At 72.6% G+C, this 25,059-nt stretch carries 23 protein-coding genes; 15 read left to right on the top strand and 8 right to left on the bottom strand.

Annotated features, from left to right (window positions below):
- Positions 1 to 76 precede the first annotated feature (76 nt).
- Entirely contained in the window at positions 77 to 751 is a 675-nt protein-coding gene (locus ACBI99_RS24890; protein ID WP_364171620.1) for a TetR/AcrR family transcriptional regulator, read from the top strand.
- A 388-nt stretch (positions 752 to 1,139) separates the two neighbouring features.
- Here ACBI99_RS24890 and ACBI99_RS24885 read toward each other — a convergent pair whose 3' ends face one another.
- Positions 1,140 to 1,706, bottom strand: coding sequence for a hypothetical protein (locus ACBI99_RS24885; protein ID WP_357583375.1), 567 nt, complete (start codon positions 1,704 to 1,706; stop codon positions 1,140 to 1,142).
- Between the two features lie 14 nt (positions 1,707 to 1,720).
- Entirely contained in the window at positions 1,721 to 2,275 is a 555-nt protein-coding gene (locus ACBI99_RS24880) for a DUF5709 domain-containing protein (protein WP_219518060.1), read from the bottom strand.
- A gap of 188 nt (positions 2,276 to 2,463) precedes the next feature.
- On the opposite strand from ACBI99_RS24880, the gene ACBI99_RS24875 reads away from it, so the two are divergent.
- From ACBI99_RS24875 to ACBI99_RS24860, 4 genes are all read left to right on the top strand, one after another.
- Positions 2,464 to 3,003 carry a toxin-antitoxin system HicB family antitoxin gene (locus tag ACBI99_RS24875; RefSeq protein WP_219518061.1) on the top strand — a complete coding sequence of 180 codons (540 nt, stop codon included), beginning with the start codon at positions 2,464 to 2,466 and terminating at the stop codon, positions 3,001 to 3,003.
- Between the two features lie 44 nt (positions 3,004 to 3,047).
- Positions 3,048 to 3,884 (top strand): DUF4097 family beta strand repeat-containing protein, encoded by an 837-nt coding sequence (locus ACBI99_RS24870; protein WP_357583377.1) that lies wholly within the window; start codon positions 3,048 to 3,050, stop codon positions 3,882 to 3,884.
- Between the two features lie 272 nt (positions 3,885 to 4,156).
- Positions 4,157 to 5,101: an ATP-binding cassette domain-containing protein gene (locus ACBI99_RS24865; protein ID WP_375073601.1), complete on the top strand. Its 945-nt coding sequence runs from the start codon at positions 4,157 to 4,159 to the stop codon at positions 5,099 to 5,101.
- Positions 5,098 to 5,901: an ABC transporter permease gene (locus ACBI99_RS24860; RefSeq protein ID WP_375073600.1), complete on the top strand. Its 804-nt coding sequence runs from the start codon at positions 5,098 to 5,100 to the stop codon at positions 5,899 to 5,901. Before ACBI99_RS24865 ends, ACBI99_RS24860 begins: the two co-directional genes overlap by 4 nt.
- A gap of 511 nt (positions 5,902 to 6,412) precedes the next feature.
- Here the strand turns inward: ACBI99_RS24860 and ACBI99_RS24855 are convergent.
- Both ACBI99_RS24855 and ACBI99_RS24850 read right to left on the bottom strand, forming a co-directional pair.
- Positions 6,413 to 7,081, bottom strand: coding sequence for a response regulator (locus ACBI99_RS24855; protein WP_219518127.1), 669 nt, complete (start codon positions 7,079 to 7,081; stop codon positions 6,413 to 6,415).
- A 584-nt stretch (positions 7,082 to 7,665) separates the two neighbouring features.
- The gene (locus ACBI99_RS24850; protein WP_375073599.1) at positions 7,666 to 10,656 is read right to left on the bottom strand and encodes a BTAD domain-containing putative transcriptional regulator; all 2,991 of its coding nucleotides are present in this window, start codon (positions 10,654 to 10,656) and stop codon (positions 7,666 to 7,668) included.
- Positions 10,657 to 11,033: 377 nt separating this feature from the next.
- On the opposite strand from ACBI99_RS24850, the gene ACBI99_RS24845 reads away from it, so the two are divergent.
- The 3 genes from ACBI99_RS24845 to ACBI99_RS24835 all read left to right on the top strand — a co-directional run bounded on the left by ACBI99_RS24845 (position 11,034) and on the right by ACBI99_RS24835 (position 14,505).
- Positions 11,034 to 13,013, top strand: a complete 1,980-nt coding sequence (locus tag ACBI99_RS24845) for a PQQ-dependent sugar dehydrogenase (protein WP_375073598.1) — start codon at positions 11,034 to 11,036, stop codon at positions 13,011 to 13,013.
- Positions 13,014 to 13,021: 8 nt separating this feature from the next.
- The gene (locus ACBI99_RS24840; protein WP_219518132.1) at positions 13,022 to 13,906 is read left to right on the top strand and encodes a sugar phosphate isomerase/epimerase; all 885 of its coding nucleotides are present in this window, start codon (positions 13,022 to 13,024) and stop codon (positions 13,904 to 13,906) included.
- A gap of 107 nt (positions 13,907 to 14,013) precedes the next feature.
- Positions 14,014 to 14,505, top strand: a complete 492-nt coding sequence (locus ACBI99_RS24835; protein WP_357583386.1) for a hypothetical protein — start codon at positions 14,014 to 14,016, stop codon at positions 14,503 to 14,505.
- Here the strand turns inward: ACBI99_RS24835 and ACBI99_RS24830 are convergent.
- Entirely contained in the window at positions 14,474 to 15,976 is a 1,503-nt protein-coding gene (locus ACBI99_RS24830; RefSeq protein WP_357583387.1) for an alkaline phosphatase D family protein, read from the bottom strand. The genes ACBI99_RS24835 and ACBI99_RS24830 overlap by 32 nt on opposite strands.
- A gap of 120 nt (positions 15,977 to 16,096) precedes the next feature.
- Between ACBI99_RS24830 and ACBI99_RS24825 the strand changes: the two genes are divergently transcribed.
- From ACBI99_RS24825 to ACBI99_RS24805, 5 genes are all read left to right on the top strand, one after another.
- Positions 16,097 to 16,504 carry a MerR family transcriptional regulator gene (locus tag ACBI99_RS24825; RefSeq protein WP_219518136.1) on the top strand — a complete coding sequence of 136 codons (408 nt, stop codon included), beginning with the start codon at positions 16,097 to 16,099 and terminating at the stop codon, positions 16,502 to 16,504.
- Between the two features lie 64 nt (positions 16,505 to 16,568).
- Entirely contained in the window at positions 16,569 to 18,029 is a 1,461-nt protein-coding gene (locus tag ACBI99_RS24820; RefSeq protein WP_375073597.1) for a SulP family inorganic anion transporter, read from the top strand.
- Between the two features lie 27 nt (positions 18,030 to 18,056).
- The gene (locus ACBI99_RS24815; RefSeq protein WP_219518140.1) at positions 18,057 to 19,655 is read left to right on the top strand and encodes a peptide chain release factor 3; all 1,599 of its coding nucleotides are present in this window, start codon (positions 18,057 to 18,059) and stop codon (positions 19,653 to 19,655) included.
- Between the two features lie 75 nt (positions 19,656 to 19,730).
- The gene (locus ACBI99_RS24810) at positions 19,731 to 20,717 is read left to right on the top strand and encodes an aldo/keto reductase (RefSeq protein ID WP_375073596.1); all 987 of its coding nucleotides are present in this window, start codon (positions 19,731 to 19,733) and stop codon (positions 20,715 to 20,717) included.
- A 78-nt stretch (positions 20,718 to 20,795) separates the two neighbouring features.
- Complete coding sequence (locus ACBI99_RS24805; RefSeq protein ID WP_219518144.1) at positions 20,796 to 21,077, top strand: hypothetical protein; 282 nt, start codon at positions 20,796 to 20,798, stop codon at positions 21,075 to 21,077.
- 52 nt (positions 21,078 to 21,129) lie between these two features.
- On the opposite strand, the gene ACBI99_RS24800 is transcribed toward ACBI99_RS24805, so the two are convergent.
- The 3 genes from ACBI99_RS24800 to ACBI99_RS24790 form a co-directional block, all read right to left on the bottom strand.
- Positions 21,130 to 21,576: a hypothetical protein gene (locus ACBI99_RS24800; protein ID WP_375073595.1), complete on the bottom strand. Its 447-nt coding sequence runs from the start codon at positions 21,574 to 21,576 to the stop codon at positions 21,130 to 21,132.
- An 85-nt stretch (positions 21,577 to 21,661) separates the two neighbouring features.
- Complete coding sequence (locus ACBI99_RS24795; RefSeq protein WP_219518146.1) at positions 21,662 to 22,189, bottom strand: hypothetical protein; 528 nt, start codon at positions 22,187 to 22,189, stop codon at positions 21,662 to 21,664.
- Between the two features lie 79 nt (positions 22,190 to 22,268).
- Positions 22,269 to 22,994, bottom strand: a complete 726-nt coding sequence (locus ACBI99_RS24790; RefSeq protein WP_308126214.1) for a LuxR C-terminal-related transcriptional regulator — start codon at positions 22,992 to 22,994, stop codon at positions 22,269 to 22,271.
- A gap of 203 nt (positions 22,995 to 23,197) precedes the next feature.
- On the opposite strand from ACBI99_RS24790, the gene ACBI99_RS24785 reads away from it, so the two are divergent.
- Both ACBI99_RS24785 and ACBI99_RS24780 read left to right on the top strand, forming a co-directional pair.
- A complete protein-coding gene (locus ACBI99_RS24785; RefSeq protein WP_375073594.1) occupies positions 23,198 to 24,418 on the top strand; it encodes a sensor histidine kinase in 1,221 nt (406 codons plus the stop codon).
- Complete coding sequence (locus tag ACBI99_RS24780; protein ID WP_219518151.1) at positions 24,406 to 25,059, top strand: response regulator transcription factor; 654 nt, start codon at positions 24,406 to 24,408, stop codon at positions 25,057 to 25,059. The genes ACBI99_RS24785 and ACBI99_RS24780 overlap by 13 nt, the downstream gene beginning before the upstream one ends.

Raw genomic sequence — 25,059 nt, 5'->3', positions numbered from 1 at the left:
GGGTCGGACTTGAACTAAGTGCAAGAGCACTGTAACCGGCTACTTGAACTAAGTGCAAGTCCAGTATCGTGGCCGCATGCCGCGCGACACCCTGACCAAGGAACAGATCGTCGAGACCGCGATCGAACTGCTGGACGAGGAGGGCCTCGACGGCCTCAACATGCGCAACCTCGGCAAACGCCTCGGCTCCGCCGCCACGGCCGTCTACTGGCACGTACAGAGCAAGGACAACCTGATCCTGCTCGTCGGCGACCGCGTCTGGGACGAGATCGCGCTGCCCGACGTCGACGCCGTCGGTTGGCGCGCCGCCGCCACCGAGCTCGCCACCGGCCTGCACGACATGCTCAGCCGGCACCCGTGGCTCGTCCAGGCGTTCGGGTCACACCTGTTCTACGGGGTGAGCAAGGCCCGCTACGACGAATGCAGCCTCGCCGTCTACGAGAAAGGCGGCTTCACCGGCGCGCACGCCGACCGGGCGGCCGGCGCCGTCTTCACGTTCGTCCTCGGCTGCGTGCTCGGCGTGGCCGCGCAGGCGTCCCTCACCCGCCGCCTCGCCCGCGACGGCGGCGACGCCACGGCGGCCTTCCAGGAGACATTGGACAAGGCCGCCGAGATCGCCAAACAGTTCCCCCGGCTACGCAGCCGAGTCGAAGCCCCCACCCCCACCGACTACGCGACGGCCCCGGTACAGACCTTCGAGTTCGGCCTGGAAGCCCTCCTCAACGGCCTGGAATCCCAGCGCCCCACCTGACCCCACCCCGCTCCTGAGCAGCCCGAACGGCAACACCAACCCCTCACGCCCAGCCCCGTACGGTCGCACCCAGCCGCGTACGTCGGCGTCCAGCCGCATTCGGTCGCCGTCCAACTGCGGTCGGTCGGCGTCAACCGTCCCCGAGGTGGCGCGTTCCCGCTTCGAGCGGCCTGCTGAGAGCGGCGCGAGACGGCCACTCTCACCCCCTCGTACGGTCGGCGCCCCACCCGCCCCGGGCGGTCCGTTCGACTGGCGCGAGACGGTCACTCCCGCCCCTCTCCCGTACGGTCGGCGGCCCCACCCTTCCCGGCAGCCCGTTCGAGGTGGCGTGAGAACCCTCATGCGGTCGGCACGGCCTCCCAGCCAGCGGGCACGTAACGGTCGGCTGTCATGGTCGGTCCACGTAGCCGGTGCCTTCCCCGGGCAGGTAGCCGCCGTCGTCGGCGTCGGTGCGCCCGGAGCCGGCGTCGGGGTCGTCCTCGTCCGAGGGCACCCAGTCGACCGCAGCGCCCACGTGCCCGCCGTCCGGCTCGGCGGCCGGGGTCTCGTCCTCGCCTTCGTCGATCATGCCGTGCTCGGCCTCGTCCGCCGGCCCCTGCACACGGAAGCCGGGGTCACCGCCTTCACCCTGCGGCTCCACGGCGTCGGGCGGCATCGGGTGCGGGCTCGGCCCCAGCGTCTCGACGTGGCCTTCGACCTCGTCCGTACGGCTCGCGACCGCCTTCTCGTCGGAGCCCGCCGTCACCGGCCACTCGTCGTCGCGGCCGGTCACGTACCCCATGGGCTCGGCATAGCCGCTGGAAGGCTCGGCGTCGTCGCCTGGCTTGCCCGGGTTCGCGTTCGAGCCGCGGATCGAGGCCGGGCCGATGTCGCCGCCCATGTTGTGCAGGTCGGCATCGAACGTGGTGCCCTTGTCCTGTTCGCGCCGCTTGTCGCGGTCCTTCTTGTCGGACACGTGGCCCACCTCCCTTACTCGGGCTCCACCCGCATGGCCGACTCCTCTGCCGAGTAGCCGCCGCTGTCAGGACCGACCTCCCGCGCCACCTCGTCGGACTCGATGTCACCGTGCGCCCCCTCGTCGGGCGCGACCAGCCGACCGGCCCGCCGTGGGTCGTCCCACACCTGGCCCGACGGCTCCTCCGGTTGCGCCGGCCAGCCCTCCTCGACCCCGCTGTCCGCCTCCCGGTCGGTGTCGAGATCCGAGCCGACACCCAGCCCTGACTCGTCGGTGACCCGATCGGTCCCGGCGTCGCCGCCACCATCGCGGCCCCGTGGCTCGTCCGCGCCGAACACCGGCTGGTCCTCGGGCACCTCCCGCTCCAGCCGGCTGTCCAGTGGCTCGCCCTGGATCTGCTCGTCGACCGTGGTGCCGTAGTCGTCGATCGCGATCGGCTCGTCCCCGGGCAGCGGCGCCTCCTGTGGATCGACCGCCCACTGCTGCTCGGGCGTGCCGTCCTGGAGGTCCGGGATGCCCTCGTCCTCGAAGCGGGATCGAGGGTCGTGCTCTGGCGTGTGTTCCCCCACGATGGTCCTCCCCTGTTCAGGCCTTCACCGCCCGCTGCCCAGCCGGTCCGCCGCATAACGACTCCTCGGTGCTCATGGCCGGTCCGGCCTCCCCGAATGCCGGACGCCACCCCGCGCCGACCCCATGACGCCCTCATGATGTCACAACCCCGCTTGCGTTGACGCCATCATGGCGTCATCATGGCGTCATGAACCTCACGCCCTTCGTCGACCAACTCCGCAGAGAGCTGGCGGTCGCCGCGGAGGCCGGCGGCCCCGAGGCCCGCGAGCTGGCCGAGCGACTCACCGCGCCGCTCGAATCAGCCGTCCGGCTTACCCTGCTCGACGCGCTGTCCACCGCCGCGGGCGAGATCACGCGCGACCTCGCCCCGGGTTCGGTCGACGTACGCCTGCGCGGGCGCGACGCCGACTTCGTCGTGCGACCGGCGCACACCCCACCTGCCCCCGCGTCCCCGCAGAGCACGCTGCGCTCCGCACTCGCCGGCGCGGTGGAGGTTGCGATGGGCGTACGCGCCCCGGTCCCCGACGCCGACGAGGGCGGCACGTCACGGATCTCCCTGCGCGTGCCCGAGCACCTCAAGTCGCGCATCGAGGAGGCGGCCGGCCACGACGGGCTCTCGGTCAACGCCTGGCTCGTCCGCGCCATCTCCGCAGCGCTGGAGCCCGGCGAGGCGGTCAGGTCCGACGATCCGCCGGGCGGCCGGCACTACACCGGCTGGGTGAGCTAGCCGGCCCGTCCCATCCGACCACCCCATCCGTGAGGCCACCCAGCATGCCGACTTTCGACACTCCCACCCCGATCCTGGCCACCGTCGACCTCCACATGGCCGACGTCCGCATCCACGCGACCGACCGCGCCGACACCGTCGTACGCATCCGGCCCGCCCACCACGACACCAGCGACCAGGTCGAGATCGACTACTCCCGCGGCAGGCTCCTGGTGCGCTCGCCGCCCGCCACGTTCCGCTGGTTGCTGTGGGGCGGCGAGTCGATCGACGTGGAGATCGAGCTGCCGACGGGCTCCCGCGCCGAGGTCAAGACCACTGGCGAGCTCCGGTGCGAGGGCCGCCTCGGCGACTGCCGGTTCCAGAGCGCCGACGGCGACGTCTGGCTCGACGAGACCGGCAGACTGCAGGTCCAGGCCGGAAACGGCGACATCACCGTGGCCAGGTCCGGTCCCGCCGACATCACCGCCGACAACGGTGGCATCCGCATCAACCGGATCGACGGCGCGGCCACCATCAAGACCGCACACGGCGACATCACCCTCGGCGAAGTGGCCGGCGACCTGCGGATGAAGACCGCCCACGGCGACATCACCGTGGACCGCGCCCTCTCGGACGTCGCCGCCAAGACAGCCACCGGCAACGTCCGCATCGGCGAAGTGGTGCGTGGCCAGATCAGCCTGGAAACCGCCTCGGGCGCCGTCGAAGCCGGCATCCGCGCAGGCACCGCCGCCTACCTCGACGTCCGAACCGACTACGGCAACGCACACATCGGCCTCACCCCCACCAGCGGCCCCGGACAGGCCGACGAAACCGCCGAACTCCGCGCCCGCACGGCCTACGGCGACATCCACATCCGCCGAGCCACCCCAACCCCCCACTAACCCAATGCCGCACCCCCCACGGCTCCCACCAGAGACCGCCCCACCCGCCCACCTAACCCCTCGCCCCGGCACCGCTCACCGCAGCGCCGCGACTTCGAGCCTCGCGGGGCCGAGCCTCGAAGGTTCCAAGCTCCGCGGCCTCCCAATTCGGCGACACAGGGGTGCCGGTAGGCGTCAAGCCGGGGCCGGGGGCTGTGGCGCGCCCGAAATCGCAGCTAACTGCAAGAAAGCAGACCCAGAGGTGGGCCGCGCTGACCGGAAGGAGAAGACCCATGCCCCCCGCGATCACGGCTGAAGGCCTGGTCAAGAAGTACGGCGACGTGGCCGCCCTGGACGGCCTGGACCTGGCGGTGCCCGAGGGCACGGTGCTGGGCCTGCTCGGCCCCAACGGCGCAGGCAAGACGACGACCGTGCGCATCCTCACCACGCTGCTCAAACCGGACGCCGGCCGCGCGTCGGTCGCCGGGTTCGATGTGGTGCGTGACGCCGACAAGCTGCGGTCCCACATCGGCGCGTCCGGTCAGTACGCCGCCGTCGACGACCATCTGACCGGCGCCGAGAACCTGGAGATGGTCGGCAGGCTCTACCACCTCGGCACGAAACGCAGCAAAGCCCGCGCCCGTGAGCTGCTCGAACGCTTCGACCTCACCGAGGCCGCCGACCGCCCCGTGCAGGGCTACTCGGGAGGCATGCGCCGCCGACTCGACCTCGCCGGGGCGCTGGTGGCGAGCCCGCCGGTGCTGTTCCTCGACGAGCCGACCACCGGTCTCGACCCCAGAGCCCGCGCCGGTCTCTGGGACGTCATCGCTGAGCTGGTTGCCGCCGGCACCACGCTCCTGCTCACCACCCAGTACATGGAGGAGGCCGACCGGCTCGCCCACCGCATCGCGGTCGTCGACCACGGCCGGGTGATCGCCCTCGGCACGGCCGACGAGCTCAAGGACCAGGTCGGCGGCGACCGGGTCGAGCTCACCGCGACGAGCACCGCCGACCTCGCCACCATCGCACGCGTGCTCGCCCCGCACGCCGTCACCGACGACACCGCGCTGCGGGTGACCCTCCCGGCGTTCCGCGGCGCCGCGTCGCTCAACGACGCCCTGTCCAAGCTGGCCGCCGAAGGCGTCGCCGTACGTGACGCCGGTCTGCGCCGTCCCACGCTGGACGACGTGTTCCTCACCCTCACCGGGCACGAGACGACGAAGGAACCCAGCCGATGAACTCCCCCCAGATGGCAGTCGCCGACGGCCTCACCATCACCAAGCGCAACGCACTCAAGATCCGGCGCGCCCCCGACCTGCTCGGCGGCGTCGTCATGCTGCCGATCGTGCTCGTGCTGCTGTTCGCGTACGTGATCGGCAGCATGATCGAGCTGCCCGGCATGTCCTACCGCGAATACATGATCCCCGGGATCTTCGTCCAGGCGATCGTCACCAGCACCCAGATCACCGGCTACACGCTGACGCTCGACCTGCAGAAGGGCATCTTCGACCGGTTCCGCACGCTGCCGATGTCACCCTCGGCGGTCCTCGCCGGCCAGACCCTCAGCGACGTGCTGATGAACGTGACCAGCATCGCCGTCATGGCCATGGTCGGGCTGCTGGTCGGGTGGCGGATCCACTCGGCGCCGTACGAGGCCGCGCTGGGCTTCCTGATGCTGCTGCTGTTCTCGTACGCGTTCTCGTGGGTGACGGTGGCGGTGGCACTGACGCTGCGTACGCCCGAGTCGTTCAACAACATCGCCACCATGGTGTCGCTGCCGCTGGTCTTCCTCTCCAACGCCTTCGTGGACAGCTCCCGCCTGCCCGGGCCGCTGCAGGTCGTCGCCGAGTGGAACCCGGTCTCCACCATCATCCAGGGCGCCCGCGAGCTCTTCGGCAACACGAACGCGGCCATGCCCGTGCCTGACGCCTGGCCGCTCCAGCACGCGGTGCTGGCCTCGCTGCTGTGGTCGGTGCTGATCCTGGCCATCTTCGTCCCCCTGTCCATCCGCCTGTACAAACGAGCTGTCAGCCGCTGAGCCGGGCACCGAGCTCCGCCGCTGAGCTCCGTCGCTCGGGTAGACGGGAAGTCAGCGAGGGCCGGGCCGGGCGGCGCACCGTGGGGAAGCTGGCCGTCTCAGTCGGGAGCGGCCCCGGTCAGGCGGCCTCCGGGACCGGGCGGCGCAGGGTGCCCTGGCCGGGGTGGCGCGGGCTGGGGTCGGATGGGCGCTTGGGCTGGAGAGTGGGCGCGGTTCCCGGGCTGAGGTGCCTGGCCGGATGGGATGGGGGGTCGGGCTGGGGCGGTGCGGGGTCCCGGGGACGGGCGTGGGCGGGTTCCGGGGACGGGCGTGGGCGGGGTGCGCTGCCGGGTGGGGCGTACAAGGTCCCGGGGCGGACACGGGCGGGTGCCCTGCCGGGTGGGTGGGACACCCGGCTGGTCGGGGCGAGGGCCCTGTCCGGGGAGGTGCAGGGTGCCTGCCGGGTGGGACGGGATGCCGTGGCTGCGGCGGTGCGGGTGGCCGGGTGGGGGGGCGGGGTGTTGGGGTGGGGTTAGTCGAGGTTGAGGCGGTAGCCCATGCCGGGTTCGGTGATTAGGTGTACGGGGTGGGCGGGGTCGCGTTCCAGCTTCTTGCGCAGTTGGGCCATGTACTGGCGCAGGTAGTGCGATTCCTTGACGGCGCTGCTGCCCCAGACCTCGGTGAGCAGTTGCCGCTGGCTGACAAGCTTGCCGGGGTTACGGGCCAGCAGTTCCAGCACGTGCCATTCGGTCGGGGTCAGCCGTACGCCGCCGGTGATGGTCTTGCCCGCGAGGTCCACCACGTGGTCGCCGATCCGCACCTGGGCCGGTTCCGTCCCGTGGGCGCCGGTGCGGCGGGTCACCGCGCGGATGCGGGCGAACAGCTCCTCCAGGTCGAACGGCTTGGTCACGTAGTCGTCGGCCCCGGCGTCCAGGGCTTCGATCTTGTCCAGGTTGTCGGCGCGGCCCGACAGCACCAGGATCGGCAGGCTCGTCCAGCCGCGCAGGCCGTGGATGACGTCCACGCCGTCGATGTCGGGCAGGCCCAGGTCGAGCAGCACCAGGTCGGGGTGCCAGTCGGCGGCCCGGCGCAACGCCGTGGCGCCGTCCGGGGCGGTGGCCACCTCGTAGTCGCGGGCGTGCAGGTTGATGCGCAGGGCCCGCAGGATCTGCGGTTCGTCATCGACGACCAGGACCTTCACGCCTGCTCCTCAGGGTGTACGTGCATCGTCACGGCCTCCTGACCGCGGGGTGGGACGGGGGTGGCGGGAGTGGCCTGTCCGGTCATGCGGGGTGCACTTGCTGCTGTCCTGGGCTCCGGTGTCACTCCCTCATGTTCGCCGACGGCCCGAATTTCCGGGGGAGGTGGGGGTGGGGCTGGTCCGGTGAGGGCGACCGAGTGAGGAGGGCTGGTCCAGTGGGAGTGGCTGGTCCAGCGTGGAAGGGCTGATCCCCGTGAGGGGGGTTGGGTCCCGGGTGTGAGGCCGGCTCCCGTGAGGAGGGTCACGTCCGTGAGGGGGGTCGGGGTTCCGTGAGGGGAGTGGGGTCCCGTAAGGAGGTCCCGTGAGGGGCTGGTCAAGTGAGGGTTGGCCGAGCGAGCGGCTGGTCCAGCGAGCGGCAGGGTCCAGCGAGGAGCAGGGTCCAGCGAGGAGCAGGGTCCAGCGAGGAGCAGGGTCCAGCGAGGAGCGGGCTGGTCCCGTGAGAGGGCTGTCCAGGTCCAGCGGTGGGTGGGCTGGCCGTAGCGGGCGGGATGGCGAGGAGAGGGTGAGGCAAGGGAGCGCAGGGGCTACGGCTTGTGAGGTGGGGGGTTGAGCCAGTGGGTGCGCCAGGTGGGGAGTTCGGCGGCGTCGCGGGTGGGGAAGCGGGCGAAGAGGTCGGCGGCTTCGCGCCAGGCGCGTTCGGCGCGGGTGTGGTCGCCGAGCAGGGCGTGGGCGGCGCCGACGTCGCGCAGGGTGCGGCCCCGCCAGAGCAGGTGGCGTAGTTCGTCCCAGGTTTCGAGGGCGCGGCCGAGCCAGGAGAGGGCTTCGTGGGGCCGGCGGGCGGCGAGGTTGAGTTCGCCGAGGGTGCGCAGGCCGAGGCCGGTGCCGACGCGGTCGTGGAAGCGGGCGGTGGAGGCGACGACGGCGCGGAGCGGCGGTTCGGCCTCGGCGAGGCGGTTCTGGCGGATCCAGACCTTGGCCAGCGCCTGGGAGGTGTAGTTGGTGAGGACTTCGTCGCCGGTGTCGAGGATGATCCGGTGGGCCTGGGAGCAGAGGTGTTCGGCGTCGTCGAGTTCGCCGCGGGCCCGGTGGACGAGGCCGATGCCGCGCAGGGCGAGGGCTTCGCCGCGGCGGTGGCCGAGGGCGCGGTAGCGGGTGAGGGCGTCGCGGAGGCTGGTGACGGCCTGGGAGTCGTGGCCGAGTTCGCGGTTGGAGAAGCCGATGCCGTAGAGGGCGTGGGCGAGGCCCTCCTCGTCGCCGAGCGCGGTGAGGGCGGCGAGTGCCTGCTGCATGAGGGGGAGGGCGGTGTGGTGTTCGCCGACCTCGCGGTGGACGGTGCCGAGGCCGTTGAGCGCGACGGCGATGCCGCGTTCGTCGGCTTCGGCGCGGAAGAGGCGGAGTGCGGCGCGGAAGTGGCGTTCGGCCTCGTCGAAGTCGTCGCCGTTGTAGGCGAGCTGGCCGAGGCCGCATTCGACGACGGCTTCGGCCCGGCGGTTGCCTTTGGCGCGGGCGGCGGCGAGGGCGGCGGTGTGGGTGCGGCTCCAGCCGGCGAAGCGGTTGGAGCCGCCGAAGGAGGTGAAGATGAGCGTGTCGGCGAGGGCGCAGGCGAGGGTGTCGAGGCCGAGTTCGGCGGCGCGTTCGACGGCGACGATGAGCGCCGATTCGGCGGTGGGGAACCAGTGGGCGGCGTCGTCGCAGGGAGGGGCGGGCGCGGTGTGGCCGAGGCGGGGCAGCGCGATGGGGAGCTGCTGGGTGAGCCCTTCGCAGAGGGCGAGCATCTTCTCCAGGGCCCGGGTGACGGCGGCGTGCAGGTCGGGTTCGGGCATGGTGGCGGCGGCCCGTTCCTTGGCGTACAGGCGGACGAGGTCGTGCATCCGGTAGCGGGTGCGGCCGTCGCCGGTGGGCAGGGGCTCGACGAGGCGCGCGTCGATGAGCTCTTCGACGATCTCCTCGGTCGCCTCCGGGCCGAGGTCGAGTAAGGAGGCGGCGATGAGGAGGTCGAAGTCGGGCGGGTCGAAGTAGCCGAGGAGGCAGAAGGCGCGCAGGGCGGGGGCGCCGACCTCGGCGCAGCTCGCGCTGATGCCGGCGCGTACGCCGAGGTCACCGATGGACAGCTCGTCGAGGCGGCGGCGTTCGTCGTCCAGCCGGTGCACGAGGCGGGCCAGCGACCAGTGCGGTTTGCGTTGCAGCCGGGCGCCGACGACGCGGATGGCGAGGGGGAGCCGGTCGCACTGGGCGACGAGGGTGCGGGCGGCGTCGGGTTCGGCGGCGACGCGTTCGGGGCCGACGATGGCGCGGAGCAGGTCGAGCGATTCGGGTTCGGTCATCTCGGCGAGTTCGACGACGGTGGCGCCGGGCAGCCCGTCGGGGCGGCGGCGGCTGGTCACGAGCACGGCGCAGGTGGCGCTGCCGGGCAGGAGGGGACGGATCTGCGCGGTGTCGGCGGCGTCGTCGAGGACGACGAGGACGCGCCGGGAGGCGAGCGCCAGCCGGTAGAGCTCGATCTTGTCGTCGAGGGGCAGGCTCTCGTCGTGGCCTTCGACGCGGAGCAGGCGCAGCAGCCGGTCGAGCGCTTCGGCGGGGGTGACGGGCCTGGCCTGGGCGCCGCGCAGGGCGATGTGGAGCTGGCCGTCGGGATAGCGTTCCTGCAGCAGATGGGCGGCGCGGACGGCGAGCGTGGACTTGCCGACGCCGCTGCGCCCGGAGATGAAGACGATCGGCAGCGCGGTGCCGGGCCGCTGGGCACCTTCGGCGGCGGCCAGGACGCGGGCGAGCCCGGCGGAGGCGCCGGTGAAGTCGGTGATGTCGGGCGGGAGCTGGGAGAGGCGGCCGGGCGGCGGGCCGCCTCGGGGCGCGGTGTCCTGGCGGAGCAGGCCGGCGTGCACCTCGCGCAGCCAGGGGCTGGGGTCGACGCCGAGCTTGTCGCGGATGCGCTCGCTCGCGGCGGCGTAGGCGGCGAGGGCTTCGGCGTGCCGGCCGCTGTGGTGGAGGGCGCGCAGGTGCTGGCCGATCAGGCGTTCGGCGAGCGGGTGCTCGACGAGGAGCGGCGTCAGCGTGGCGATGACCTCGCCGCTCCTGCCCAGGCGCAGCGCGCTCTCGGCCCAGTCGGCGGCGATCGCGATCCGCTGCTGTTCGAGGTTCTGGCGGTAGCGTTCGGCCCATTCGCCGGTGATGCCGGTCAGGGCGACGCCGCGCCACAGACTCAGGGCCTCGCCGAGGAGTTCGGCCCGTTCCTCGTCGCCGGCGCGGGCGGCCCGTTCGGCGAGGGCGCGGGCGTGGCCGGCGTCGATCTGGCCGGGCGGGACGTGCAGCGTGTAGCCGCCGGGGCTGCGGACGAGTGAGACGTCCTCGATGCCGGCGAGCAGGGCGCGCAGGCGGGTCACGTACGCGTAGAGAGAGCTACGGACGGAGGTCGGCGGCGCTTCGCCCCACACCCGGTCGATGAGGGTTTCCACGGTGACGAGCCGTCCGGCGTCGGCGACGAGCGCGGCCAGCACCGTGCGCTGTTTGATCGCCCCGGCCTGGCGGGCGGCGTCGCCCGGCTCGATCGTGACGGGACCGAGGATGCGGAAAATCACCGGGTCATCTCATCCTGCGCGCCGGATGGGGGCAAATCGGCGCTGCACTTTGTCCGATAGGCCGCGAAAGTAGCGTGTTTGCCGGTAATTAGGCCCTCCCGGATCGGCATAACGCGGTTACATTCACGATATTTGCTCCCTCTTATCCCTCCACGTCGACCGAAGGGAGAGGCATGAGAGTGAGAACCGCGATCGCGGCCGTGTCTGCTGCGGCGATCCTCATGCCGGCCACCGTCGCCCAGGCCGCTGGAAGCGCTCAGGCCGCAGGAAGCACCCAGGCCGCAGGAAGCGCCCAAACTGTAGGAAGCGCCCAAACTGTAGGAAGCGCCCAAACTGTAGGAAGCGCCCAGGCGCCGCCCGATGACCAGTTCCAGAAGGTGACGCTCAACGACAGCCCCGGCGAGCCCGTCGACCTGGCGGTCTTACCGGACTCCCGGGTCCTGCACACCACCCGGACCGGCGAGGTCTGGCTGCACGACCCGAAGACCGGGCTGAACACGCTCGCTGCCCGGCTGGACGTCTACCAGCACGACGAGGAGGGGCTGCAGAGCATCGCGCTGAGCCCCGGCTTCGGCAAGGGCTCGAAGAAGGACGACTGGGTCTACCTGTACTACTCGCCGCCGCTCGACACGCCGGTGGACGACCCGGCGACGCCGGACGTGAACGAGGGCGACGCCCCGTTCACCGGGACGCCGGCGGACTTCGCGCCGTTCGAGGGGCTGATCCGGCTGTCGAGGTTCCGGTTCGGCCGCGCCAGCATCGACCTGTCCACCGAGCAGAAGATCCTGGACGTGCCGGTGGATCGGGGCATCTGCTGCCATGTCGGCGGCGACATCGTCTTCGACGCCGACGGCAACCTGTACCTGTCGACCGGCGACGACACGAACCCGTTCTTCTCCGACGGCTTCGCCCCGATCGACGAGCGGGCCGACCGCAATCCGGCGTTCGACGCCCAGCGCAGCTCCGGCAACACGAACGACCTGCGCGGCAAGGTGCTGCGGATCAAGGTCGGGGAGGACGGCTCGTACGCGATCCCGGAGGGGAACCTGTTCGCGCCGGGGACGCCGGGCACCAGGCCGGAGATCTACGCGATGGGCCTGCGCAACCCGTTCCGCATCGAGCTGGACCGGGACAGCGGGGACCTGTACGTGGCCGACTACTCGCCGGACGCGAGGGAGGCCGACCCGGCGCGCGGCCCGTCGGGGACCGGCAAGTGGGCGATCATCCGCGAGCCGGGCAACTACGGCTGGCCCTACTGCGCGACGGCGCGGCTGCCGTACGTGGACTTCGACTTCGGGACGGGCACGTCCGGGGCGGCGTTCGACTGCGCGGCGCCGGTGAACGACTCGCCGCACAACACCGGGGCACGGGCGCTGCCGCCGGTGGTCCAGCCGCAGGTGTGGTACTCCTACGGCGCGTCGCGGGAGTTCCCGGAGCTGGGCACCGGCGGCATCGGCCCGATGGCGGGACCGGCGTACGACTTCGACCCGCGTGACACGCAGGGCCGCGCGCCGGTGGCGTGGCCCGAGTACTACGACGGCGTCCCGCTCTTCTACGAGTGGACCCGCGACTACGTCAAGGCGTTCCACGGCGACGGGCGGATCGAGGACGTGCTGCCGTCGCTGGTGTTCGACAACCCGATGGACCTGGAGTTCGGCCCTGACGGCGCGCTCTACGTGCTGGAGTACGGCGACGGCTACTTCCGGGAGAACCCGGACGCCCAGCTGTCGCGCTTCGACTACATCGGCCACCGGGGCAACCACTCGCCGATCCCGGTCGCGAAGGCGTCGGCGACCGACGGGCACGCGCCGCTCACGGTCACGTTCACCAGCGAGGGCACCACGGACCCGGACGGCGACCGGCTGCGTTACGCGTGGGACTTCGACGCCGACGGCCGGGTCGACTCCCGGCGGCCCGAGGCGACGTACACCTTCACCGAGAACGGCCTCTACAACGCGACGCTGAGGGTCAGCGACGGCGGCGGGATGTCGGCGGCCACGTCGGTGCGGATCGTGATCGGCAACGCCGCTCCGGTCGTCGAGCTGGTGCGCCCGGCGGCGGGGGACTCGTTCTCGTTCGGCGACGTGGTCGAGTTCGAGGTGCGGGTGACGGACGACCAGCCGGTCGACTGCGCGAACGTGACCGTGAACTACATCCTCGGCCACGACGACCACGGCCATCCGCAGACCACGGCCCGGGGCTGCACGGGCTCCATCCAGACGACGGAGCCGGGCGGGCACGACCCGGAGACCGACGAGCTCACCGGCGTCTTCGTCGCCAGTTACACCGACCCCGGCACCGGCGGGCTGCCGCCGCTGACCGGCAGCCACCAGGTCGTCCTCCAGCCGACCAGTTAGGAGATCCCATGTGTTACGGCTACGGCCCGAGCAGGCGCGCGCTGCTCGCCGCGGGCCTCGGCGCGGGGGCTGCGGCCTTCGCGGCAGGCCCGGCCGCCGCGTCGGCGGGCTCCCGGGGGCATCGCGTCCCGCCGGGGCTGATCAGCATCCAGCTCTGGACGGTCCGCGACGACCTGTCGCGTGACTACGACGCGACGCTGGCCTACCTGGCGGAGATCGGCTATCCGAAGGTGGAGCTGGCGCTGGGCTACTTCGGCCGGACGGCCGCGCAGTTGCGTCAGTTCCTCGACGGGCTGGGCATCCGCTCCACGTCCAGCCACGACGGCATCAGCGCCGACGACGCCGCGCTGCACACCAAGATCGAGAACGCGGTGACGCTCGGCCAGTCGTACCTGGTCGTGCCGTACCTGAGCTCGTCCAGCGAGGACCAGTGGAAGGCGTGGGCCGAGCGGATGAACGTGGAGGCCGAGGTCGCCAGGTCGGCGGGCATCCGGTACGGCTACCACAACCACGCCCACGAGTTCACCACGGACCTGGGCGGCGGGCGGACGCCGTGGGACGTGCTCACCGCCGAGCTGGACCCCCGGCTGGTCCATCTGGAGCTCGACCTCTACTGGGCGGTCACCGGCGGTGTCGGGCGCGGCGTCGCCGACCCGGTGCGGTTCACGCTCGACGTGATCAGGCGGGCGCCGCAGCGGGTGCTCCAGTTCCACGTCAAGGACCGGCACCTGGACGGTGACATGGCCGACCTGGGCACCGGGACGATCGACTTCCGGCGCATCCTCGACGCGCACCGGGTGAAGGAGTACATCGTCGAGAACGACACCCCGGACGTCACGCCCCGGCAGACGGCCGAGGTCGGATACCGCTATCTGCGGGAGATCCGCTACTAGCGGCGGCGGGCCCGGTCCGAGGGGGGCCGGGCCCAACTAGTTGAATTCTCACCAAATCTTCACCTTTCGCTGAGCGTCTTCTGAGGCTCAGCGGGGAGTCTTGTCCCGTGACCGACCCCTCGCACCAGACCCTGGACTCCGCGAAGACCGCCGCACCGCCCGCCAGGACCGGCCCGGGAGCGCTCCGCCTCGCCCTGCTCGGCCTGGTCGCGATCGGCATCGGCGGCGCCGCCTTCGAGCTCGCCGCCGAACGGCACTGGGGCAGCCCGGTCCAGCTCATCCCGTGGGCGGCGCTGCTGCTGCTCGGGACCGCGCTGGCGCTGCTGGCCGGGCGCGACTCTCCGCGCGTGCTGACCGTGGTGCGCGTGCTGGCGGCGGTCGTGCTGCTCGCCTCGCTCTACGGCGTCTTCACGCACGTCTCCGTCAACCGCGGCATGGGCGCGTTCGACCCGGCCTGGGGCTCGCTCTCGCCGCTCACCCAGTGGTGGTACGCGTTCACCAAGTCCGTCGGGAACGCCCCGCCGCTCGCCCCGGGCATGCTGGCCCAGAGCGCGCTGCTGCTCCTGATCATCTCGACGATCCGGCGGCACCGGGGCTAGCCAGCCCCGGAAGGCCGTCGCGCACGGTGAACGCGGCGGCCGTCACCGCCTCGGCCCCCGGCGCGCTCACGTACGGCAGGATCTTGAAGTCGGCGGTGAGCTCGGCGGGTGTGATCCGCACCGCGAGGTAGCCGCGCCGGCGCCGGTGGAAGCGCAGGTGCGGGTTGCCGTCGAGCAGCGGGTCGCCGCCCGGTTCCGGGTCGCGGCCGTCGCCGCCGCTGGACACCGACGTGACCGCGAACTCCACGCCGACCGGCTCGGCCCCGGGGTCGTCGTAGTCGAGCACCAGGTTGCCGGCCCAGTGCGCGTGCACGTCGCCGGTGAGCACGACCGCGTTGCGGACCCCGGCGCTCACCCAGCCGCCGGTGACGCGGGTGCGCGAGGCGGTGTAGCCGTCCCAGGCGTCGCGCCGCAGCACCTCGCCGGGGCCGGGGTCGCGGTCGCGGCGGCCGAAGAACACCTGCTGGGCGACCAGGTCCCAGCGGGCTCTGGAGGTACGGAAGCCGTCCAGCAGCCAGTTCTCCTGGTCCAGCCCGATCAGCGTGTGGCCGGGCGGCAGCGGCGTGGCGCAGGCGGTGAAGCCGTGGCCGCACGGGTGCGGGTCGCGGTGCTGGCGGGTGTCCAGCAGGTGGAAGGTGGCCAGCCGCCCCCAGCGCAGCCGCCGGTAGAGCTGCATCGCGGGCCCGCCGGGCCGGGCGCTTGCGCGCAGCGGCAGGTGCTCGTAGTAGGCGCGGAACGCGGCGGCGCGGCGCTCGGGCGGGATCAGGTTCGTCCAGTTGTTGTCCACCTCGTGGTCGTCCATGATCGCCACCCAGGGCGCGGCGGCGTGGGCGGCCCGCAGGTCGGGGTCGGTCTTGTAGAGCGCGTGCCGCCGCCGGTAGCCTGCCAGCGTGGTCGGCTCCGGCCCCTCGTGGTCACGCACGTACGCGCCGGGCTCGGCCTCGTTCTCGTACAGGTAGTCGCCCAGGTGCAGGATCAGGTCCGGGCTCTCGGCGGCCATGCGGGCGTACGCGGTGAAGTGGCCGTGCTGGTAGTTGGCGCACGAGGCGACGGCCAGGCGCAGCGCCCCGGGCAGCGTGCCGGGCGCGGGCGCGGTGCGGGCGCGGCCGATGGGCGACAGGTGCTGCCCCGCCTTGAACCGGTACCAGTACGGCCGCCCGGGCCGCAGCCCGGTCACCTCCACGTGCACGCTGTGCGCCCATTCGGGGACGGCACGCTGGACGCCGCGCCGGATGACCCGGGCGCAGCGCGGATCGGCGGCCACCTCCCAGCGGACGTCGACCGGCGTGGCCGGCATGCCGCCGAGCCCGTCCTCGGCCAGCGGCTGCGGCGCCAGGCGCGTCCACAGCACGAACCCGTCGGGGGCCGGGTCCCCGCTGGCCACGCCCAGCGTGAACGGGTCGGCGGGGGCCCGGTACGGCGGCAGGACCGGCGACAGCCCCAGGGCGAGGAACGACCGTCTGTCCAACACACGACGATGATCGCGTGCGGGCGGCAATCTCTCGGTATGCCGAGAGTGCGGCCGAGGTCACTACTCCGGCGGCGGGTTAAGCTTACGTAACAGGAGATTCTGGCAAGGGGCGGAGGGCGGATGCCGGACGGGCTGGTGCAGATCGGCGAGGTCGCCGAGCGGCTCGGGCTGTCCCTGCGCACGATCCGCCACTACGAGGAGGTCGGCCTGGTGGTGCCCGAGCGCACGCCCGGCGGCTTCCGCCTCTACAGCGAGACCGACATCGGCCGGCTGGCCCTGGTCAAGCGGATGAAGCCGCTCGGGTTCAGCCTGGACGAGATGCGCGACCTGCTGGAGATCACCGACCGGCTGGCCGCCGGCGACGACGACCCCTCGCTGGTGGCGCGGCTGCAGATGTTCGAGCGCGCGGTCGCGGTCCGCGCCGACAAGCTGCGCGACCAGCTCGCCATGGCCAGGGAGTTCGGCGAGCAGCTGCGCCGCCAGCGGCTGGGCGCGTCCCGTATGACGCTTCTCACCCCGCCGCCCTGAGGGTCCAACCCTTACGTCAGGGTAGTTTGAAACGTTTGCTTACCTCTTTCCGGTTGGACGCTCCTTGCCTTCTCCCCTTCCGGCGCTGCGGCGCCTGACGCCCCGCGTGCTGCGGACCGAGCTGCTGTCCGGGCTGGTGGTGGCGCTGGCGCTGATCCCCGAGGCGATCTCGTTCTCGATCATCGCGGGCGTCGACCCGAGCATCGGGCTGTTCGCCTCGTTCACCATGGCCGTGGTGATCTCCGTCGTGGGCGGCCGGCCCGCCATGATCTCGGCCGCCACCGGGGCGATCGCGCTGGTCGTCGCGCCGCTGGCCCGCGAGCACGGGCTCGGCTACCTGGTGGCGACGGTCATCGTGGGCGGCGTCTTCCAGGTGGCGCTGGGCGCGCTCGGCGTGGCCAGGCTGATGCGGTTCGTGCCGCGCAGCGTGATGGTCGGCTTCGTCAACGCGCTGGCCATCCTGATCTTCATGGCCCAGGTGCCCGAGCTCACCGGCGTCCCGTGGGTGGTTTACCCGCTGGTCGCCGGCGGGCTGGCGCTCATGGTGCTCTTCCCGCGCATCACCAGGGCGGTGCCCGCGCCGCTGGTGTCGATCGCCATTCTGACCGCGATCACGCTGGGCGCCGGGCTGGCCGTGCCCACCGTGGGCGACAAGGGCGCGCTGCCGTCGTCGCTGCCCGTCCCCGGCCTGCCCGACGTGCCCTTCACGCTGGACACCCTGACCCTCATCGCCCCGTACGCGCTCGCGTTCGCCCTGGTCGGGCTGATGGAGTCGCTGATGACGGCCAAGCTCGTCGACGAGATCACCGACACGCGCTCCGGCAAGACCCGCGAGTCCATCGGCCAGGGCGTCGCCAACATCGTCACCGGGTTCTTCGGCGGCATGGGCGGCTGCGCGATGATCGGCCAGACGATGATCAACGTCAAGAACGGCGCCCGCACCCGGCTGTCCACCTTCTCCGCCGGCGTCTTCCTGATGGCGCTGTGCGTCGTCTTCGGGCCGTGGGTGTCGCAGATCCCGATGGCCGCCCTGGTCGCCGTCATGATCCTGGTCTCGGTCGGCACGTTCGACTGGCACTCGATCGCGCCCGGCACGCTCCGGCGCATGCCGTGGGGCGAGACCGGCGTCATGGTGATCACCGTCGCCGTCGTCGTGGCCACCCACAACCTGGCCGTCGGCGTGGTCGTCGGCAGCCTGGCCGCCCTCGTCGTCTTCGCCCGCCGCGTCGCCCGCCTGGCGGACGTCACCGCCTGCCTCGACACCGACGGCCACCAGGTCGTCTACGCGGTCACCGGCGAGCTGTTCTTCGCCTCCAGCAACGACCTCGTCCACCGCTTCGCCTACGCCACCGACCCGGACGACGTGGTCATCGACCTCACCGACGCCCACATCTGGGACGCTTCGTCGGTGGCGGCGCTGGACGCGGTGCGGGCCAAGTACGCGGCACGCGGTAAGAAGGTCACCGTCGTCGGCCTCAACGAGCCGAGCGCCGAGCTCCACGACACGCTCACCGTCAGCCACTGACCATACTCTCACGTTAAGGTAGGGACCATGCGGGATGACGTCGCCCACGAGGCCGCGCGACGCCGGACGTTCGCCGTCATCAGCCATCCGGACGCCGGTAAGTCGACCATGACCGAGGCGCTGGCGCTCCACGCGTCGGCGATCACCCAGGCCGGGTCCGTGCACGGCAAGGCGGGACGGCGCGGCGTCACCTCCGACTGGATGGAGATCGAGCGCGCCCGGGGCATCTCCATCACCTCGGCCGCGCTGCGCTTCGACTACCGGGGCCACGTCTTCAACCTGGTCGACACCCCCGGCCACGCCGACTTCTCCGAGGACACCTACCGGGTGCTGGCCGCCGTCGACTGCGCGGTCATGCTGATCGACGCGGCCAAGGGCATGGAGCCGCAGACCATGAAGCTGTTCGAGGTCTGCCGCCACCGCCGCATCCCGGTCATCACCTTCGTCAACAAGTGGGACCGGCCCGGCCGCCAGGCGCTGGAGCTGCTCGACGAGATCGAGGAGCGCACCGGGCTGCGGCCCACGCCCGTCACCTGGCCCATCGGGCTGCCCGGCAACTTCCACGGGGTGATCGACAGGCTGCGCGGCAGCGCCGTCCGCTACGAGCGCACCCCCGGCGGCGCCACCAAGGCGCTGGAGACCGAGCTCACCCCCGACCAGGCGGACGCCGAGCTGGGCGGCGACTGGCAGCAGGCGAGCGAGGAGACCGCGCTGCTCGACGCGATCGGCGCCGACCACGACCAGAAGGCGTTCGAGGCGCACGAGTCCACGCCGGTGCTGTTCGGCGCCGCGCTGCCCAACTTCGGCATCGGCCGCCTGCTGGACGTGCTGGTCGAGCTGGCCCCCGCCCCCGCGCCCCGGCCCGACGTCGACGGCGTCGCGCGGGCGATCGACCAGCCGTTCTCCGGGCTGGTGTTCAAGGTGCAGGCCAACATGGACCGCGCCCACCGCGACCGGATCGCGTTCGTCCGCGTGTGCTCGGGCCGCTTCGAGCGCGGCATGGTGCTCACCCACGCCGCCACCGGCCGCCCGTTCGCCACCAAGTACGCCCAGAGCGTCTTCGGCCAGGACCGGACCACCATGGACGAGGCCTTCCCCGGCGACGTCGTCGGCCTGGTCAACGCCACCGCGCTGCGGCCCGGCGACACCCTCTACGAGGGCGCGCCGGTGACCTTCCCGCCGATCCCCAGCTTCGCGCCCGAGCACTTCGCCGTCGTACGGGCCCGCGACTCCAGCAAAGCCAAGCAGTTCCGGCGCGGCATCGACCAGCTCGACGGCGAGGGCGTCATCCAGGTGCTCCGCTCCGACCTGCGCGGCGACCAGGCGCCGGTGCTCGCGGCGGTCGGGCCGATGCAGTTCGAGGTCGTCCAGCACCGGCTGTCCGCCGAGTTCGGCGCGGAGATCAGCCTCGACCGGCTCGACTACACGCTGGCCCGCCGCACCGACGCCGAGTCGGCCGAGCTGCTGGCCCGCCAGCGCGGCGCCGAGGTGCTGGTCCGCAGCCACGACCAGGCGCTGCTCGCGCTGTTCTCCGACCGGTGGCGGATGCGCTCGATCAAGGCCGACCACCCCGGCATCACGTTGCACGCGCTGATCGCCGACACCGCCCACGAGGCCGGATTCTGACTTGACCTGGAGTTCGCTCCAGCACGCACACTCCTGACCGGGCCCAGTTCTGGCGGCCCGGACTGGAGAGAGATCATGAAGCACCGGACGATCGGCACCGACCCCGCGACCCGCCGTGACGTGAGCGTGCTGGCGCTCGGCGCGATGATGTTCGGGTCGACGATCGACGAGAAGACCTCGTACGCGATCCTCGACCGCTACGTCGAGGCCGGCGGCACGTTCATCGACACCTCGAACAACTACGCGTTCTGGGCCGACGGCGGCCAGGGCGGGCAGAGCGAGGAGCTGCTGGGCCGCTGGCGGCGCAGCCGCGGCGTCGGCTCGGAGATCGTGATCGCCACCAAGCTCGGCGCGCGCCCGCTCGCGCCCGGCACCAGCTACGTCGGCAACGCCGAGGGCCTGTCCGCCAAGACGATCCGCGAGTCGGCGGAACGCAGCCGCGAACGGCTCGGCGTCGAGCGCATCGACCTGCTCTACGCCCACATCGAGGACCGGACGGTGCCGCTGCGGGAGACCGTCGAGGGCTTCGGCGAGCTGGTGGCCGAGGGCACGGTGGGGCTGCTCGGGGCCAGCAACCACGCGATCTGGCGGGTGGAGCGCGCCCGAGCCCTGGCCGCCTCGGCCGGGCTCGCCGGGTACGAGGTGCTGCAGTATCAGCACAGCCACCTGCGGCCCCGCTTCGACATGCCCGAGTCCATCTTCGAGGACGGCAGCCTCGGGCACGCCGGCGCCGAGCTGCTCAGCTACCTGCGCGCGGAGCCCGGCCTGACGCTCGTCGCCTACTCGCCGCTGCTCGGCGGCGCCTACACCCGGCAGGACAAGCCCGTCCCGCCGGACTACGACCACCCCGGCACCCCGGCCCGGCTCGCCGTGCTGCGCCAGGTGGCCGAGGAGACCGGGGCGAGCGTCAACCAGGTCGTGCTCGCCTGGCAGATCGGCCACCGCTTCCCGGTGATCCCGCTCGCCGGCGCCTCCTCGCTCGCCCAGCTGGAGGAGAACTTGGGCGCGGTGAATCTGGAACTGACCGCTGACCAGCGCGAGCGCCTCGATTCGGTCCGCTGATCCGCCCGGCGCGAGTGATCGGCCCCATGACGGGGCATGGATCTCCGGATCGGATCACTTGAGCGGAGGGAGATCCAGATGGACCAGCGGGGCAGCCGGGCCACGCGTGACGCGCACGAGGAAACATCTGCTCACGTTCGCTGCACGCCCCCGCCCGCCAGGCAACTCTTCGAGATCGCCGTCCTCGACACGACCGCTGAGGACGGCCGCCCGTACTGGCACACGATCGGCTGGGGCATCGACCGGGTCGAAGCCGACAACATCGCCGAGACGTACGTGAACCGCCCGTCGTGTCCCTACGACGCGGCCCGGATCCGGCACAACGGTCACCTGGTCGGGCTGCACCGCCGGCAGGCGTAAGCCAGGCTCGCCACCGGGGAGGTCCCGGCCCTCCCCGGCGGTCCCTGGACGGTCATCGCCTGGTCGCCCGCGCGTAGGACCAGGCCGTGGCCGCCAGCAGCGCCGTCACGGCGAGCATGACGACGCCGTGATACCACTGCCAGCCCACGCCGAGGCCGATGAACCCGTCCGCCGCGACGATCGCCGCCCCGGCGCCGACGCCCAGGAGCGCGCAGCCGAGCACGGCCAGCATCAGCGGCCGTGGCACCCGGCGGCCCACCCGCGTCACGGTCAGCAGGACGAGCGCCGCCGCCAGCACCCCGGTCGCGACCGCGGCCCACTGGGCGGTGGTCACGTCCATGACCTCACTGGTGTAGCGCTCGTACTCGCCCGGAGGCACCGCCGGGCCGCCGGGGAACCCGAGCCGGCCCTGCGCGGCGTAGATGGCCTTGCCCGCGGCGTAGCCGAGGAACAGCACCGCCATCACCCAGGCGGGCCAGCGCACCTGATGTCGTTCCATGACGCCCAGCATGCGCCCGGGGCGGCCTGCGGGGACTCCCGCCCGCGAGTGAACGCGCTCCCCTGCACGGGGGAGTGCGGGGAAGTCACGCCGGGACGGCCCGCCGCCCGCGCCAGGCGAAGGTGAGGCTGCCGGCCAGGAGCACCACACCCGACAGCACGCCGCTGACCAGCGGCACCCACGTCACCGCCGCCGTCGCGGCCATCACGAGGCCGGCGACGCCGAGCAGCGTCAGGGCCACCCCCGGGGCCGCGATGCTCCAGTCCTTCCAGATCGGCGCCAGCGCGACGAAGTGCACGCCGACCACGAACGCGATCCAGGCCACGTTCGTCTCCACCGGGCGCTCCAGGGCGGCCAGCACCCGCAGCCCGCCGAAGAGCAGGATCGCCTCGGCGAGCACGACGACCAGGTAGCCCCGGCCGAACATGGGGCGCTGCCCGCCGCCGTCACGGCCCTCCCTCCGCGCGGTCGCGAGCCACAGCACGAGGACGGCCGCGGCGGCCAGGCAGGCGACGACCCGCAGGACGGTCACGGCCGGCGTGCTGAGCGGGCTCTGCGCGTTGACGACGACGAAGACCGCGCCGAACACCGCGCCCACCAGTAATCCAGTCATACGCTGCATGCCGCTCATCCAACTGGACGCCGGACGCCGCGCACACGGGGCCTGGGGCGAGAACGGGGTAGGCCTGGCCCTACCTGACCGCCCCGCGCAGATAGGCCAGCACGGCGAGCACCCGCCGGTTGTCGTCCTCGGAGGCGGGCAGCTCCAGCTTGGCGAACACACTGGCCACGTGCTTGCCCACGGCCGCCTCGGTGATCGACAGCGCGCGGGCCACGGCGCTGTTGGAGCGCCCCTCGGCGATCAGCGCCAGCACCTCGCGCTCGCGCGGGGTCAGCCGGTGCGACGGCTCGGTGACCTCCCTGGCCCGGGACCACGTCCGCTCGAACAGGTCGATCAGGGTGGCGATCAGGCCCTGCTGCCTGATCGCCAGCGCGCCGGGCGAGTAGGCGACGGGCGTGATCCGGACGAACGCCACCGAACGGTCGAAGATCAGCAACTGCTGCAGCGGCTCGTCGACCACCCGGTGCAGGTCGCCGGCCGCGTGCAGCTCCCGGATGCGGGCCGCCTTGCGCGGGTCGTCCAGCACGCTCGCGTGGACGATCGTGCGCATCGTCATGCCCTGCCGCAGCGCGTCGAGCACGCTGCGCCTGCTCAGGTGCTCCTGGCGGCCCTGGCTCCCGGTGCCCACCGGGTGCATCGCCCGCAGCTCCCCGGCCGTGCGGGCGACCTGCGCGATCTGCTGCCGGACGAGCTCGCTGTCGTCGAGCCGCTCGACCTCGACGGGGATGCCGCGCAGCTCGCCCACGACCTCCTGCAGCCGATCCGCGAGCTGGGCCAGGGACACGCTCTCTTCCACACGATCCTCCGCCGCCGAGGATATCGGCCGCGGCGCAGGAGTCAGCCGGCCCGGTCGTCGCGCGGCGGCGCGGTGTTCAGCGTCCGGCTGCCCGCTGATACGACATGTGGCGATAGGGCAGGCTGTACTCTCGACCGGTGATCTGACTCGTAGGCAGGAGCTGAGCGCGGATGCCGACCCACTCCACGGCGCGACCGTGGGGCGTGTTGACCCGGTCCCGTGCTGCCCTGGACGCGCTCGAACACCTCGTCGGCGGGCTCGGCACGGCGACGCTGGCGCTGCTCGCGCTGATGGGCCTGGCGGCGACCGCGGTGCTCTGCGCCGTGGGCGTGGGGCTGCTCCTGGCGCCCGTCGCGCTGCGCGGGCTGCACGGCGCCGCCGGCCGCGAACGCGCCAGGCTCTCCCGCCTGGGGCCCGAGTTCGTCGGCCCCGGCAGCCCGCCGGCCGGGCTGCGCGCCGAGCTGGCCAGCCCGGTCACCCGCAGGGAGCTCTGCTGGCTCGCCACCCACGCCTCGCTCGGGCTGCTCCTCGGCGTGGCCGGGCTGACGCTCCCGTTCAGCGCCGTCCGCGACCTCGCCTTTCCCCTGTACGGGCACCTGCTCCCGCCCGAGGAGATGGCCGGGGCGGCGATGGGGCTGTGGATCGCCGACGACCTGCCCGGCCGCCTGGCCGTGTCGGCACTGGGCGTCGGCTGGCTGGCGCTGTGCCTGCTCCTGCTGCCCGGCATGGCGCGGCTCCAGACCTGGCCGGGACGGCGGCTGCTGGCGGCCGACGCGGACACCGACCTCGCGCTGCGCGTCGCCCAGCTCACCGCCACCCGCGCGGCGGCGCTCGACGCCCACGCCGCCGAGCTGCGGCGCATCGAGCGGTCGCTGCACGACGGCACCCAGAACCGGATCGTCGCCGTCACCGTCATGCTCGGCGTCGCGCGCCGTGCCCTGGACCGCGACCCGGCCATCGCCGGTGAGGTGATCGAGCGCGCCCAGGACGCCGCCGAGCAGGCGCTCGCCGACCTGCGCGCCGTGGTGCGCGGCATCCTGCCGCCGGTGCTGGAGGACCGCAGCCTGGCCGACGCGCTGACCGGGCTGGCCGCCGCCTGCCCGGTGCCGTGCCGGGTCGACGCCGACCTCCCGGCCAGGTGCGCGGCGTCCGTCGAGGCCACCGCGTACTTCATCGTGGCCGAGGCGCTCACCAACATCGCCAGGCACAGCGGCGCCCGCCAGGCCACCGTCACCGTCCGGCGGACGGCGGACCTGCTGCTCCTGCGGATCACCGACGACGGCCGGGGCGGCGCCGACGACCGCCACGGCACCGGGCTCGGCGGCATCCGCCGCCGGGCCGAAGCACACGACGGAACCTTCACGCTGACCAGCCCTCCGGGCGGTCCGACCACCCTGGACGTGAGCCTGCCATGCGGATTGTGATCGCCGAGGACGACCCCCTGCTGCGCGAGGGCATGGCGCTGCTGCTGCGCGCCGAGTCGCTCGACGTGGTGGCCACCGCGGAGGACCCCGCCGGGTTCCTGGCCGCCGTGGACGAGCACGGGCCGGACGTCGCCATCGTCGACGTGCGCATGCCGCCCACCCACACCGACGAGGGCATCGCCGCCGCCGTCGAGGCCCGGCGCCGCCGCCCCGGCCTGGCCGTGCTCGTGCTGTCGGCGTACGTGGAGCAGGCCTTCGCCACCGACCTGCTGGCCCAGGGCAGCGCCGGGCTCGGCTACCTGCTCAAGGAGCGGGTCGGGCGGGTGCAGGAGTTCCTGGTCGCGCTGCGCCGGGTGGCGGAGGGCGGCACCGCCATCGACCCGGAGGTCGTCGCGCAGCTCCTGTCGCGCAGCCGGCCGGACAACCGGCTCGAACGGCTCAGCCCGCGCGAGCGCGACGTGCTGGCCCTGATGGCCGAGGGGCTGGGCAACGCCGCCATCGCCGAGAAGCTCGTCGTCACCGACGGCGCCGTGCACAAGCACATCCGCAGCATCTTCGCCAAGCTCGACCTGGCCCCCACCGACCGCACCGACCGGCGCGTCGCCGCCGTCCTGCACTACCTGGAGAACGGCGAGCGGTAG

Source organism: Nonomuraea sp. ATR24, assembly GCF_041950485.1.
Taxonomy (GTDB): Bacteria; Actinomycetota; Actinomycetes; order Streptosporangiales; family Streptosporangiaceae; genus Nonomuraea; species Nonomuraea ceibae.
Note: the sequence above shows the minus strand (reverse complement) of the source record. Positions and strands in the feature narration are given on the sequence as shown.

What these genes read in the sequence shown, in the direction of transcription:
- ACBI99_RS24865 (WP_375073601.1), top strand. Translation starts at nt 4,157, where the DNA reads ATGCCCCCCGCGATCACGGCTGAAGGCCTGGTCAAGAAGTACGGCGAC.
- ACBI99_RS24860 (WP_375073600.1), top strand. Translation starts at nt 5,098, where the DNA reads ATGAACTCCCCCCAGATGGCAGTCGCCGACGGCCTCACCATCACCAAG.
- ACBI99_RS24825 (WP_219518136.1), top strand. Translation starts at nt 16,097, where the DNA reads ATGCCGGACGGGCTGGTGCAGATCGGCGAGGTCGCCGAGCGGCTCGGG.
- ACBI99_RS24800 (WP_375073595.1), bottom strand. Translation starts at nt 21,576, where the DNA reads ATGGAACGACATCAGGTGCGCTGGCCCGCCTGGGTGATGGCGGTGCTG.
- ACBI99_RS24875 (WP_219518061.1), top strand. Translation starts at nt 2,464, where the DNA reads ATGAACCTCACGCCCTTCGTCGACCAACTCCGCAGAGAGCTGGCGGTC.
- ACBI99_RS24780 (WP_219518151.1), top strand. Translation starts at nt 24,406, where the DNA reads ATGCGGATTGTGATCGCCGAGGACGACCCCCTGCTGCGCGAGGGCATG.
- ACBI99_RS24795 (WP_219518146.1), bottom strand. Translation starts at nt 22,189, where the DNA reads ATGACTGGATTACTGGTGGGCGCGGTGTTCGGCGCGGTCTTCGTCGTC.
- ACBI99_RS24805 (WP_219518144.1), top strand. Translation starts at nt 20,796, where the DNA reads ATGGACCAGCGGGGCAGCCGGGCCACGCGTGACGCGCACGAGGAAACA.
- ACBI99_RS24840 (WP_219518132.1), top strand. Translation starts at nt 13,022, where the DNA reads ATGTGTTACGGCTACGGCCCGAGCAGGCGCGCGCTGCTCGCCGCGGGC.
- ACBI99_RS24815 (WP_219518140.1), top strand. Translation starts at nt 18,057, where the DNA reads ATGCGGGATGACGTCGCCCACGAGGCCGCGCGACGCCGGACGTTCGCC.
- ACBI99_RS24870 (WP_357583377.1), top strand. Translation starts at nt 3,048, where the DNA reads ATGCCGACTTTCGACACTCCCACCCCGATCCTGGCCACCGTCGACCTC.
- ACBI99_RS24810 (WP_375073596.1), top strand. Translation starts at nt 19,731, where the DNA reads ATGAAGCACCGGACGATCGGCACCGACCCCGCGACCCGCCGTGACGTG.
- ACBI99_RS24890 (WP_364171620.1), top strand. Translation starts at nt 77, where the DNA reads ATGCCGCGCGACACCCTGACCAAGGAACAGATCGTCGAGACCGCGATC.